At 40.2% G+C, this 13,580-nt stretch carries 11 protein-coding genes; 6 read left to right on the top strand and 5 right to left on the bottom strand.

What is annotated here, in order from left to right; translation table 11 throughout:
• The first annotated feature begins 145 nt into the window (after positions 1-145).
• The 3 genes from ACM9H2_RS03900 (at position 146) to ACM9H2_RS03890 (ending at position 5,555) form a co-directional block, all read left to right on the top strand.
• Entirely contained in the window at positions 146-2,527 is a 2,382-nt protein-coding gene (locus ACM9H2_RS03900; protein WP_415488430.1) for a DNA topoisomerase VI subunit B, read from the top strand.
• The gene (locus ACM9H2_RS03895; protein WP_415488428.1) at positions 2,524-3,603 is read left to right on the top strand and encodes a DNA topoisomerase IV subunit A; all 1,080 of its coding nucleotides are present in this window, start codon (positions 2,524-2,526) and stop codon (positions 3,601-3,603) included. Before ACM9H2_RS03900 ends, ACM9H2_RS03895 begins: the two co-directional genes overlap by 4 nt.
• A 290-nt stretch (positions 3,604-3,893) precedes the next feature.
• A complete protein-coding gene (locus ACM9H2_RS03890; RefSeq protein WP_415488426.1) occupies positions 3,894-5,555 on the top strand; it encodes an ATP-dependent DNA ligase in 1,662 nt (553 codons plus the stop codon).
• A 55-nt stretch (positions 5,556-5,610) separates the two neighbouring features.
• Here the strand turns inward: ACM9H2_RS03890 and ACM9H2_RS03885 are convergent, their stop codons facing one another.
• Positions 5,611-6,174 (bottom strand): CBS domain-containing protein, encoded by a 564-nt coding sequence (locus ACM9H2_RS03885; protein ID WP_415488424.1) that lies wholly within the window; start codon positions 6,172-6,174, stop codon positions 5,611-5,613.
• Between the two features lie 116 nt (positions 6,175-6,290).
• On the opposite strand from ACM9H2_RS03885, the gene psmB reads away from it, so the two are divergent.
• Positions 6,291-7,022: an archaeal proteasome endopeptidase complex subunit beta gene (gene psmB / locus ACM9H2_RS03880; protein ID WP_415488422.1), complete on the top strand. Its 732-nt coding sequence runs from the start codon at positions 6,291-6,293 to the stop codon at positions 7,020-7,022.
• Here psmB and ACM9H2_RS03875 read toward each other — a convergent pair.
• On the bottom strand, positions 7,006-8,286 hold the full coding sequence (locus ACM9H2_RS03875; RefSeq protein WP_415488420.1) for a TraB/GumN family protein: 1,281 nt from the start codon (positions 8,284-8,286) through the stop codon (positions 7,006-7,008). The two genes, psmB and ACM9H2_RS03875, sit on opposite strands and share 17 nt — an antisense overlap.
• Before the next feature lie 82 nt (positions 8,287-8,368).
• Here ACM9H2_RS03875 and ACM9H2_RS03870 point away from each other — a divergent pair, with 82 nt between their 5' ends.
• Together ACM9H2_RS03870 and cutA are read left to right on the top strand one after the other, a co-directional pair.
• Positions 8,369-8,563 carry an HEWD family protein gene (locus ACM9H2_RS03870; protein WP_415488418.1) on the top strand — a complete coding sequence of 65 codons (195 nt, stop codon included), beginning with the start codon at positions 8,369-8,371 and terminating at the stop codon, positions 8,561-8,563.
• Positions 8,563-8,883 carry a divalent-cation tolerance protein CutA gene (gene cutA, locus ACM9H2_RS03865; RefSeq protein WP_415488416.1) on the top strand — a complete coding sequence of 107 codons (321 nt, stop codon included), beginning with the start codon at positions 8,563-8,565 and terminating at the stop codon, positions 8,881-8,883. The genes ACM9H2_RS03870 and cutA overlap by 1 nt, the downstream gene beginning before the upstream one ends.
• On the opposite strand, the gene ACM9H2_RS03860 is transcribed toward cutA, so the two are convergent.
• The 3 genes from ACM9H2_RS03860 to ACM9H2_RS03850 all read right to left on the bottom strand — a co-directional run bounded on the left by ACM9H2_RS03860 (position 8,880) and on the right by ACM9H2_RS03850 (position 13,420).
• Positions 8,880-9,551: a phosphoglycolate phosphatase gene (locus ACM9H2_RS03860; protein ID WP_415488414.1), complete on the bottom strand. Its 672-nt coding sequence runs from the start codon at positions 9,549-9,551 to the stop codon at positions 8,880-8,882. The genes cutA and ACM9H2_RS03860 overlap by 4 nt on opposite strands.
• 63 nt (positions 9,552-9,614) lie before the next feature.
• Positions 9,615-10,550 (bottom strand): DUF368 domain-containing protein, encoded by a 936-nt coding sequence (locus ACM9H2_RS03855; protein WP_415488412.1) that lies wholly within the window; start codon positions 10,548-10,550, stop codon positions 9,615-9,617.
• Positions 10,547-13,420, bottom strand: coding sequence for an oligosaccharyl transferase, archaeosortase A system-associated (locus ACM9H2_RS03850; protein WP_415488410.1), 2,874 nt, complete (start codon positions 13,418-13,420; stop codon positions 10,547-10,549). The genes ACM9H2_RS03855 and ACM9H2_RS03850 overlap by 4 nt, the downstream gene beginning before the upstream one ends.
• Positions 13,421-13,580 lie beyond the last annotated feature (160 nt).

Here is a 13,580-nt window from a genome sequence, read left to right as displayed (position 1 = left end):
TTTAGATATATTGAGGGTTATAAAATGAGATATAGTATTAAATTGCCCACAAATGGGAGACGAAGTGGCCTAATTTTAACACGTAAGTGTGGGAAACGTTAATCGAATTGTTTTAACCCATCCCAAATATATGGCGGATTGAGAAATGGATTCATCCCAGTTGAAACTAGGGGAAAATGACATAGCAGAGAAATTGGCAGCGAGCCAGCGGCAGATTTCAATAGCCGAATTTTTTGAAAAAAATAAACATATGCTGGGATTTGATTCCAGATCCAGGGCATTGGTAACTGCGATTAAAGAAGCAGTTGACAATGCGCTAGATGCTACGGAAGAGGCAGGATATTTACCAGACATATATGTTGAGATTCAGGAATCTGGAAAGTACTATACGGTCATCGTTGAAGATAATGGACCGGGGATTACAGAAAAGCAAATTCCAAAGGTGTTTGCCAAGTTACTCTATGGGTCTAGATTCCATAGAAGAGAACAGTCTAGAGGACAGCAGGGCATAGGTATTTCATCAGTAGTACTTTATTCCCAATTGACTTCGGGAGAGCCAGTTAAAATAACTAGTAGGACATCTAGTAAGAGCGAGGCCCATTATTTTGAATTGTTCATAAATACTGAAAAAAATGAACCAGAAATACGCACTCATAAGACGAAAGATTGGGATCGCCCCCATGGAACGAGAATTTCCTTTACACTAGAGGCAGATATGAGATCCAGAGTTCAATTGCATGAATACATTAGATATACTGCTATAGCAAACCCCCATGCTCGCGTGGAGTTAGTTGAGCCAAGAGAGCATTTTAAATTTGAAAGAAGTACAGAAGAAAAACCGGCGGTGACTGAATCAATTCGTCCGCATCCCCATGGTATTGAGGTGGGGTATTTAATCAAAATGTGCGGAGATTCAGAGACAGAAGCCATGTTGAAGTTTTTACAGGAAAAATTTTCTAGTGTTGGGCAGAAAACTGCCAAGGAGATAATAGGTAAATTTAGAGATATGCACTACGGTAGAGAAATGAAATGGGAAATTCCAGAATTAAAGGGGATAAAAAATGAACTTGAATTGGGATTTTCTTCGAAAGGGTTGTCTAATCTAGAAATACCAACAAAAGCCATTAATCGGATGAAAAATAGATTGGAAGAAAAAGACCAAATCACATATATAGAATTTGAAGAGGCAATAGCAGAAAGTCTGAATTCGGTTGAAGATTCTCCAAGAGATAGACTAGATGGGAAATCCCAAAAAGTAGTTAGGGATATTATTTGGAATAGATTTAAAGAGACTCAGATTTTGTATCTCATGGGATTGATAAACACTGTGACAGATTCTAGAAAAGAAGAAGAATTGGTGCGAAGAGTTTCAAGTAAAATTGTACGTATTTTACAGAGAAAAACATATAGAGGTAGAATAACAAAAAATGAATTAGAGCAATGTATTTTAGAAACAAATAATAGAAATGATGGGCGGGTTGGCGGATCTATTGGAGAGGTCTCAAGAGAGAAAATAGTTAACGGTATTTGGGATGAATTGAAAATAATTGAGGACCCAATTCCGAAAATTTCTGTACTTAAGAAGAACAAAAATGCTATGTCGAATTTAGTTACTGCAATGCAATTGACAGATGTGAGAGCACCTCCAACTAATTGTCTTTCTCCCATTGGAATAGACAATATAGAATCGGGAATGCGTAAAGAAGTGGATGCAGAATTCTTTTCATCAAATAGTCGCGAGGCGATAGCGTATGGAGGAGATCCAATCGTGATTGAAGCGGGTTTGGCCTACGGGGGGAATTTAGAAAAAGAAAGTTCAATTGAGCTAGTTCGATTTGCGAATAGAGTGCCACTAGTTTACCAACAAGGGGGGTGTGCAATCACAGAGGTAGTAAGGAATATTGATTGGAGAAATTATGGGTTGGATCAATCAAAGGGGAAAGGGATTCCAAGGGGACCCATGAGCCTAGTAGTCCATATCGCTTCGACAAATGTTCCGTTTACAAGTGAATCAAAAGATGCAATAGCAAGAATTCCGGTGATGGAAGTTGAAATTGAAAAGGCGATAAGGGATGTATCTAGAAAGCTCAAGAAATATTTACAGAAAAGGGATGCATTCCAGAAACAAAAACTGAAACAGGATGCACTTTCACAAATTCTTCCTAAAATTGCAGAAAGAGTGGCAAAAATAACAGAAAGGGAAATGCCACCAGTTGATCTAGTTCTTGCCAAAATAATAGGGAATGTGACTATTTCCCGGGTTCGGAAAGGTGACAAAATGGAATTGACTATTACCAACTATACTGGTGGGAATTTGGAATTGGAGATAACAGAAATCACATCTAGAACACCAACTAAAATTTCAGAAGGATTGGTGGTAGATATAGGGGAAGAATGGTTTATAAAATGGTCCCCTAAAATTAAGAAAAATGAATCCAAGATGTTGTCATATAGTGTAGATGAAGATGCAAAATTTGATATAGATATTAAAGGGATTGAAAAGGAGAAAATGGTGCTAGATATATGAATTCCAAAGGGCACAAAAAGCTTATTGAAATTGCGGAGAAATTTTATGACCAATTTATGGAAGGAAATGTTCCTTCAATGCAATTGCCAACTAGAAATAAATCAAATATTGTATATGATGAAGACTTAAAAGTGTGGGTCTATGGAGAAAAAAATACAACTAGAATTGCAAATAATATAGGAGGTGCAACGAAATTATTAAAGGCTTCATTTACGATTGAATTTTTAACTAAACAACTTAATGAAAATAGATCTTCAACGCTGAGAGAGTTATACTATATATCAGAAAGTTGGAGAGAAAAAGAGGCAAAATTTACCGCTCAGGAAGAATCTAATCAGCTAATTGAAGATCTAGAAATAGTATCAGGGGTGAGACGGGAAGATTTTCATATGCGTCCTGAAGAATCGGGTGCTACGGTGATCGGCCCTCTTAAAATTGAAGAAAAAACACGAAGAGGGGAGCGTGAAATTCACTGTCAAGAGGATGTTGGAGAAGGGGGTTATCAAATTCCAGCAAACACAGATAGGATTAAATTTATTGATCACTCTGCAGATTTTGTCATGGCGGTTGAGACAGGGGGTATGCGGGATCGCCTAGTTGAAAATGGATTTGACGAAGATTATAATTCCATTATTGTTCATTTGAAGGGACAACCTGCTCGGGCGACTAGGAGGTTGATAAAGAGGTTAAATGAAGAGCTTGGCCTTCCAGTGTTAGTTTTCACAGACGGGGATCCATGGAGTTACAGAATTTTTGGATCTGTGGCATATGGATCTGTTAAAAGTGCACATTTGAGTCCAGAGCTTGCCACCCCTGCTGCACAATTTGTGGGGATTCAACCAGTAGACATCATAGAATATGACCTCCCCTCAGATCAATTGGCTGATGCAGACATAAACGCTTTAAAAAGTGAACTTCAAGATCCAAGGTTTCAGGGCGAATATTGGACCAAACAAATAGAACTGCAACTCGAATTGGGTAAAAAGGCAGAACAACAAGCACTAGCTTCTAGGGGTTTGGACTTCGTTACTGAAGAGTACTTACCAAAGAGGCTTTCGGAAATGGGAATTATATAAATAATTAATTATAGGCAAATAAAGAGGTGTTCACACCAGATGTACCGCAATAAGTACATCCAAAGGTCCCTATGATATATCCTTGTTTACAGTTGGGGCAAGTTGATTTTCTTGAGATCATGATCTTTTATGAATATTCTTCTGCTCAAGATTATATATATCTCAGCCTAGAGCGTGGTGAAAGTGAAAATGGACATACAGAGATGTGATGATAGTATGACTCAATCCCTTGAATGGGCGGATCGTTTTCTCCCGGTGCGTTTATCCATATCCACTGGGTACACGATCCAATGGAACTCATACAGTTTGCAAATCGTCTGAGAGAAATCGAAGACGAACCATCAGATCTCTCGATTCGCGAACTGATAGTAGACCTGTTCAACGACGAGAATTCCGACGTGAAAATTGTTGTCAGATTTCTCTTGGGACGTGTTTTTCCTGCATGGGATGATCAAAAAATGGATATCGGACCTAGTCTTTGTTATAATGCGATAGCTTCTGCGGCGGGTTCGGATGTTACAATCGAAGATATTGAAAATGATTTAGCAAGTCTTGGCGAAATAGGAGTTGTTGCTGAAAAATATAATTCTGGTTCTCAGCGGGGGTTGTTTTCATTTGGATCGGAAGAAACAGCCGCCATGACCATATCTGAATTATATTCAGATCTATATACCATAGCTTCTATTCAGGGAACGGGGAGTTTGGAAAAAAAGCGCCGTGTTCTCTCAAATTTATTCAATTTATGTGGACCTATAGAAGCTAGATATCTCGCGAGATTGGTTTTATCAGAAATGCGTATTGGCGTGGGTGAAGGGGCAATTAGAGATGCCATATCAGCAGCTTTTGACATACCAATAGCAGATGTTGAAAGGGCCCTTCAAGTTTCAAACGATTTTGGTTTTGTAGCAGAAGTAGCCCGGGATGAAGGACTTGAAGGGGTGCACAAAATTAAATTAAAAATTGGAAGGCCCATTAGCTCAATGTTGGCTCAATCTAGTACTATTGAAGACGCACTTTCTACCTGGAAACGAATATCGGTAGAACCAAAATATGATGGTGCTCGAATTCAAGCGCACTATAATGGAGATTCAATTCGTCTTTATTCTAGGAATATGGAAGATGTAACTAATCCACTTCCAGAAGTAGTTGAATTCCTCCAAGAAAATCTTTCTAAGCCTGCTATTCTTGATGGAGAAGTCGTTGCTGCAGATTCTGATGGAAATTCACTACCATTCCAAGAAGTTCTTCGGAGATTTAGACGCAAACATAATATTGAAAAAGCCCGAAAGGAAGTTCGACTCAGACCTTATTTTTTTGATTGCATTCATGCGGATGGGATTGACCTGTTAGATTCCCCATTGTCCTTGCGCAGGGGGCACCTTGATTCTATTTTAAAAAAGGGGAGTTCCCCCCTTGTTCTCACCGATGATTCAGAGCAAATAAAGAAAATGGAATTAGAATTTTTGGAAAGTGGGTTTGAAGGGATTATGTTGAAAAATCCAGATTCATTATATGCACCGGGGAAGAGAGGGAAAAATTGGTTAAAATGCAAACCGAGTGTTGATACCCTTGATTGTGTAATCACGGGAGCAGAGTGGGGGAAGGGTCGTCGGGCGAATTTTTTGGGAGCGTTTGAACTCGCGGTTATTTCGTCGGCGGATGATTCAGGTATAGTGTATAAAAATGTTGGTAGAGTGGGGACGGGGATTACAGATGCAGAGTTAGAATCGATGACCGAATTGTTACGTCCATATATAGAAAACCAAACTGGAAAAATGGTAACATTAACACCAAGAATTGTCCTGGAAGTGGGATACGAAGAAATCCAGCGTTCTTCTAATTATTCTTCGGGATATGCACTTAGATTTCCGCGAGTAGTCGCAGTCCGTGGCGATAAAAAATCAAGTGAAGCAGATACCTTAAAGAAAATTGAACAGTTATTTAAGTCATAGGCAGGGGCTATACTGGATGGCAGGTGTTGGAGAAACTATCAGAGAAAAGGTTTGATTAAACAGAAGTATCAGTGCCGAGGTATGCAGCTACATCTGCTTGGGTTATGATTCCAACAGTAGTCCCAGAGTCCATAACAACAATGGCTTTGTAATGGTACAATAAACTAGAAATTTCATCTAGGGTGGAATTTTTACTGACAGTTGGGAAACTCTCCCCCATGATTTCGCTCACAGATAAATCACCTATTTCTGCATATTTTGCATGGGACTGAATGACGTCAGAATCGCTAATAGAACCGACAGAAGATCCATCCTGAATTACAGGTAATTGAGAATAGCCAGTGTCCTGCATGCGCTTAACGGTGGCCTGTACTGTGTCTGCAGGAGATACGCTGATAACATCCTGGTGCATTAAAACCTCTGCACGAACCAGAGATCCAGATTTCTCATCCATAGCGTTCACGATCCTACGGAGTGTTGATAATCGGGGGTCGACATCCCCTCCTTCTATTCTGGCTATCAAGGGTTGAGACACTCCTGCTCGCATCCCAAGTTCATTTTGAGTTAATCCAAGCTCGATTCTTCGATTTTTGAGAGATTGGGGGGTAGGCAACTCCATAAAAATAATAACCAGGAGTAATACATAAGTGTTTCTTGAGGAGATTAGGAGGATGGCATAGCAATACTCTGTGTCCGAAGCGTTGAGGCTTTATGTATAGAGGCAAGTAACATGGGATGATGACTACTACCTCTGATACGGATTCTCGAATAAGTACAAGAAGAAAATTATTTTCAAATCCATATGGACCCGAGTTGGGGAACGTGCCTCAGCAAAAAATGGGTCGAGAGGAAATGGAAGAAATTGTAAAGACGGGGACGACAACAATTGGGTTGTCTACCGCAGAAGGTGTGGTATTGGCAACGGACATGAGAGCTAGTTTGGGAGGCAGATTTATTGCAAGTAAAGATGTTCAAAAAGTAGAACAAGTACATCCAAATGCTGCAGTGACCATGTGTGGATCGGTAGGGGGAGCTCAGGCTTTTATTCGTTCGCTAAAGGCAGAAACCAATCTATATGGAATGAGGAGAGGCAAGGAAATGAGTATCAAAGCACTTGCTACATTGGCTGGAAATTTCCTTAGAAGCAACTGGACTGTATTTTTAATATCTCCAATATTGGGAGGAGTGGATAAAGAAGGGAATCAAGTATACAGTTTGGACATAGGGGGAGCAGTTATGCTAGATAATTATGTTGCTACAGGTAGTGGAATGCAGTTGGCGTATGGGGTACTTGAAGACAAGTATGAAGAGGGAATGACCAACAAAGAGGCTTCTTCTGTTGCAGCACAAGCGATTAAAAGTGCTAGCCAAAGAGATGCGGCTAGTGGGGATGGAATTTATTTATCAGTGATTACAGAAGAAGGTGTAGATATCCAAGGTTTCAAAGACTTTAAAGGATTGATATAAGGATATCAAGAATATTCTCCACCCCTTGTAAAAGTGCGTCGAACAGGGCGGATATGCCGCCAATATCAGGGGCGATGAGGGGGATAATTATAAAGGGAAATAGAAAACTAGCGATAATACTTCCTATATTAGTCATTGCGACTATCATAATCAATTTGAATAAGGGTACATCATATAAACTAGACAAAAGAGATGAAGTTGATGCGTCTTTATTGTCAAATAGGTCATTTAGTTTTTCAAGGTCTGATGTTGAAATTGAAAGGTATTTTAGTTCAATATATCCCGCGAACCACCCAGGGGCCAATAAAGGGTTGAGACTAGTTGCCCAAGCGACTAGTCCACCAACGGCTGCACTAGACCAGTGCGCACCAGCAAGTTTGGCGAAGGTGAAAGCGAAAATGGCATTAAACAAAACCCAGGAAAAGAAGAGTCGGAGTAGAAACATATTTTGTACCCCTGCCATGACCAGTAAAATGAAAAAGGAAATGAATGCCAACGCTATGAGATATCCGATGAGTTTGAAAATGGGAAAACGGGTTTTATGTGAAAGTTGAGTTAAAGAATCAAGAGGCGGGAGATTCTCAGGATGCGAAAGATACTGTTCAATTCCAGAAACATGACCAGCCCCCACTACTGCCACTATATTCGTCTCTACAGAGGCTATTTTTAGTAGTTGATGGGCAATATATGCATCTCGTTCGTCGATGAGTGCCTGTGCTCCGCGGGGGGAAAATTTACGGAATTCAGCTATCATGGCAGTTACTATATCAGTATCTTCCGCAGTAGAGGGGTCATACTCATTTGAAGTAAGGAAAGAATTGAAACTCGTGATGCTAAATATGAGTTCCCAAACTAATTTTATTTTTTGTAATGGAGAAATGCTATTCCAGAATCGATTTATCGTTATTTGGATATCTCGATCCACCAGGGCCAAATTAATTTGATTCTCTCTCGCCACATCTATTGCCGCCTTCATGTCCGCACCGGGGGTAACGCCGAAATGTTTTGCTATTTTTTTCTGGATTGTGGAGAGTAACCAATATGCTAAAAATTGGAAAACTGCTTTGTTATTTAGGAATTTGTTTGGGGCTAATTCATCGGGGAAATCATCGCAAAGTTGCTTGTATCTAAGAGTATCTAATTCAACTGCGACTACATCGGGGAGATCAGTTTCAATCGTGTGAGTAACTAGATCCACACTATCTTTTGAAACATGAGAAGTTCCAAGAAGTTTAATAGAACCTATAGGGGTTCCAGAAGTCATAGGGTTGATTGTACGTTCGCTGGGTTACATGTATCGAATTTGTAGATCTATTTAAATACTACAGAGATCAACGTGAAAGAGTATGTCCGAGGAGGTTCGTTTATGTCCACCAACAGATCGCAAATGTATTTTATGCGAGAGGGTGGAGGAATGGGATGGGGAGACTAGTAATTGGGAAATTAGAGAGATAAATGGCAAAGAGATGGTAGGCGAGAAGTTCTGTATGCATGAATGGGACATAACAGGAACTCACAAATCAATCATAGAAGTAGTATAATGCCGACGGGGTATGTAACAGTTCCAAGAGGATTATCTGAAGAAATAGCATATAAAATTGTTGAGTTGCGCCTCGCTGCTTGTGTGAATATAATAGAATGCAGTTCGATATATGAGTGGGATGGCGAAATTCAAAATGAAGAGGAATCCATACTTATAATTAAAACTTCAGATGAAATGTTTGAAGAAATGATTTCAAGAATAAAGAGCCTGATTCCTTATGAAATTCCATGTATTGAGAGATTTGAAGAAGATTGGACCGATGAAATGTTTAAAAAGTGGAGAGATGAGTTTGTGAACGAAAGAGAAAAAGAAATTTAATCGTTTGTTAAAGAAGAGAGAACTTCTAACAATCCCGATGCAGATGGTAAAGTGGTCACATTATTTGCCATCTTTTGGACAGATAGAGGAGCATTTGAAACTGCATATGAATTTCCGGTTGCAAGGAATAAAGGGATGTCATTTTCAGAATCTCCGATGGAAACGAAATCCATTGGATCAAGTCCAATTCGTTTGGAAATGGCGCGTAACCCTGCCCCTTTATCCACACCAGATGGGCTAATGTGATAGGCGTAATTGCTATCTACTACATTCAGGTCGAATTGGCTAGCATATCTTTTGAGAAGGTCTAAAGAGACGCTGTGTGAGGCTGCTATTTCTGTTTGTCTCCATCGATTTACCAGATCAGATCCTGGCCAACCATAGTCGTGTCCATCCCCACGGAAAGCTTTATCAAACTTATGGAGTGCGGAGAGATCATAAGTAGGAATGAGATCATCGTTGTGAACTATGATTCCTCCATTCTCTGCAACAACCAATATATCTATGCCTATGTAGTCACAGAGTGCGATTGGGTAGGGTACTGCTTTTCCTGTTGCGACTACAATAGTTCCATTCCAACTTCTCAGAGCGTCAAAAATACGGCCCTCAATGGAACGGTCTTCTCGAGACATTGTGCCATCTATATCGATGGCAAGAGGGGGGTTCATTGATTGAGACTGACAATACAAAAAAATGAGCCTATCGATTGGAAAGTCTCGAGAAAAATCTAATCAAGTAGAAGAATTATATACTCGGGATAATGTATAAGGTACAAATATCCCCACTAAAAAAGAAAATAAAATCAGGAGAATTGAGCTGAAGTTTGAGGATGGAATGTTGTTGACTATTTCAGAAATTGGAAATCTAAAAGAGCCCACCATTAATGCAATTAGAACAGACATGGTCGTTGCTCGATCTCGAGTTAAGGCAAGTTTTACAAATTTTGCAGAGTTGATCAGTCCGATAAAGAATCCAAAACCAAACACAAAAAGAATCAATGATGATTTTAAGATAGTGTGATAATCTCCATCAAATAATGCGGGTAAGGAAAATAAGAACTCATTTAGAGTTGTAAGCAAGAACTCATAAAATCCGATAATGTAAAGTAGAGCCGCTCCGGAAATTCCAGGTAGTAGCATGGCGAGACTGACCAACACACCAGAGATAAAAATATAAAAAAGTCCAGGGGAAGTTTGGATGGCAGAAATGTTTCCAGATAAGAAAAAGGAAATAGAAAATGCAAGTATTGTTGATACAATCCTAAAAATGGAATCCAATCTAACTTCATTATAAAGTAGGATTAGTGACATGACCAAAATGCCTATGAAAAATGAATTTGCAGAAGCACGAAAATGTACAAATACAAATGAAATGAGATTGGAAAGGATCACTATAGCAGTTACTATCCCAATTGATAAAGGTGCTAAAAAGAATAGGTCCAGTTCGCGGATGGAGTTCTGAAAATTGGATTTTGAAGAAGGATTTCTTGAATGGATTAAGTTAGATAAAAGGGATAGGTTGAATGCAGAGATACTAGATAAAAGACGATCGTATATACCGATTATAAGTGCAATTGTCCCTCCAGATAGTCCGGGGACTATATTTGCAGTTCCCATGAAAATTCCTTTCACGTAGATATGAAGTGCTTCTTTTAGTGATTCTTTCATGGTGTATTTTCCTTAGGCTTGATTATACCAATAGAATCGTCCCAGACGCAATTGCATAGTTCCCAGAAATTTTCTTTCAAATCGATAGTGAGTTCGGGCCCGAGGCCATTTACAGAGGAATCGGGTACATGAATAGTGCCTTCATGGGTTTGGAATTCAGTGGTGATATAATAAGGGCCCGCAGCGCGTACATCGACATTGGTATAACCATTTTCGGGCCCAAGTTCATCATATCCTATCGTGGAATATGGAACGGTCATCGTGAATTTTCCAGAAGAATCAGAGGTAGTATGTTGGGCATAATGAAACGTGGAATTTGTTGTAGGAACGTGCATGGCCACTATTGCAGAAATGGAAGTGTTAGGTGGCGCGGTCCCAGTAATGGTTGCACCAGGAACGCGCTCGAAAATTTTAACCCAGGAAGAGGGAGTATGCACATAATAAGGTGAAATCTGAACCACATTTGGTGTGGCATAAACTAGCCTGTAGTGCTCAAGTGCGGGGACAGATTCTGTTGAAAATGTTCCAATTCCACCTAGCTGGGAAGTGGGATTTTCTTGAGTGAAACTCTGAGCCTCTTCGATTGTTTCGAAAACTAGGAACATATCAGGATCCCCAGGCCGGGTTTGGGACAGTTTATAGTATTCAGGGTCAAGTCCGGGTACGATATCCCAATCAATGACAAGAGGTGTTGGAGCTATGGAACTTCCATGGTAGTGGTAAAGCCGAACCATTTGGGAGTTGTAATAAGAAGAGGGGTGAAGAATATGACGTAGCTGATACCCACCTCCAGAACTTACAGGGACCTCTTCAAATAGATAGTTTTGGTAATCTCGAACGGAGACTCCTTCTTTGAAGGTAGCGGGTCCATGCAGTTTTACTCCAGAAGATACCATTTGCCAATCTAAAGCGATATAGCGAACTCCAGATCCCTCATCAAGGTCGGAAAGGACATCCTCAGATTCGGATTCGCTTTGGGAGAGTAGATAGTTTGCTGAAACTACCGCACCCTCTTGGAAGGGGTTGGAAACAGGAATCCGCTCGGCCCTTAAGGTTATCCAATGTCCATAGTCCCACCAGGACATTACACCATAGGTTCCATCGGGATATGCAAAATCGCCTGCGGCATTGTCCCCCAGACGATTAGATTCCACAGTTCCATAATAGTCAAGGGGATTGTTTGAACCACCATAGTTTCCCACAATTGGTGTTTCAGTTCTCATCCATTGAAGTGCAGGGTCCCAATTTGATACTTCATTGAGAGGGATGGTCTCAGTGATGTCGAAAACCGTGTAAGTATTGATTGGCGTGGTGCCATCAGTTCCTACTTGAATGGGGATTGCCAAGGGGAAAAGTACCACAAGAAAAACTACGAGAATGACTCCAAATTGATACGGCCTTATGGACCGAAGTTTGCCTATATTGAATTGTTGGAAGATGCATTTCAATACATATGCGTTTAACACTACAACAGGGATTGCTAGATAATAATTGAACCTACCTTGAGTGAAAGCTGCAGCCCCAATCAGAATGGACCAAATGATCAAAAGTAAAATGCCGGATTCGTATTTTTTCTCACTTAAATAATTCTTCACGATGAAGAATGGAGCAAGAAATGCCATGAAAAAGGCATAACCATATTCTTGACGGATTACGTCGATCCAACTAATACCGAGAGTGGCATCGGCGAGTGATAAAAACGACATGGCTTCGGAGATCGTTCTGGTTCCTGCAGAAATATTAAACCCGAAAGTTCGGATTAGATTTCTTCTTAAGATTCCAAATACATCGGGGAAAATTAGATAGAGAATAAGAGTTGTAAATGACAATATGACAAGAAGGAGAATCGGATATCCCCATCGAGGGAGGTTATTGTTGGAGAAAAATCTAGATAACCATGCAAGAAATGCACACCCTATCGCTATGGAGAGGGCAATTAGAGGGTGTAAAAGGGAGATGCTAGTGACTCGGAAATTTAATCCCGAACTAAGTTCTGCAGGGTAGGGTACATCTACAAAAAGGAGGAGTAATAAACCTACAAAAGCCATACTAATCACGCCGAGGAATGCTATATACTCTGGACTATTTCCAGAGAGGTGGTCTATATTTGATCTGATGAAGAAAAATATGGCGAAAATTCCCAGTAAAAGTAATCCAGGAGGCCATACCAAAAGATAAAGTAAAGTTGTCAGTCCAACCAATCCGCCCCAGGTTAAAGATTTCTTTAAGTTGGGAAAGTCTTTTGCCCCCACCAATTCCCACACGGGTTTTTCTTCGAGAAAAATGGCGATTGCAAATAACAAAGTCAATATTGCAATAGTTTGGAAAAATACCTCTGCGATGTGATGGTCTGAAAAGCCTGCTATTCCCCGTTGGAAAAATACTCCGGGTAATAACGCCAATAACAGCGCGGCGAAAATTCCCCCACTTTTTCCTCCAAAATGTTTGGCTATAAAGTAGGTAGGGAATATGGTCAAAGAGCCAATAAGTGCAGGAGTGACAATGAGTATTTTCATGATTAGCTCGGCAGATGGGCTTCCCGCTCCAATAATTAATGCAAATGTTGCCACAATTTGGTCATATAAAGTTCCAAATTGGCCGACTTGAGTTCCATAAGGGAAATTTGTCCAAGGGTCGAAAGGCATGGTAAATGGCCAATGGTGGATAGTGTAGGTTACCGTTCGAAGGTGATACCAGGGGTCGTTTCCAGCTAGATATATCTGATCATTGAAAAAATAAGAAGGATATGCCCTCATTCGAGTCCAAAACATAAATAGAAATATGAGAATAAGGGAGATTTCGGCACACCATTTTTCAATGAAATGTGTAAATGGAGTTTGGGAGAGGCTAGATGCGAGGTTATTTTTCATTAGTCTAGAAATTTGATTACGTCGGAAGAGCTTTGGCGGATAGGTAAAAAGTTATTACGATTATGTGGCGAGTGTGCATGGTTTATCAGGGAGAAATGCCCCACTACGCTCATAAGGTGTTTGGAGACTCCGTAAATTGCGAGTATGAGCACTTTGAAGG

It is taken from the genome of Candidatus Hikarchaeum yamanae (genome assembly GCF_009889665.1).
Classification (GTDB): Archaea; Halobacteriota; Halobacteria; order Halobacteriales; family Hikarchaeaceae; genus Hikarchaeum; species Hikarchaeum yamanae.
Note: the sequence above shows the minus strand (reverse complement) of the source record. Positions and strands in the feature narration are given on the sequence as shown.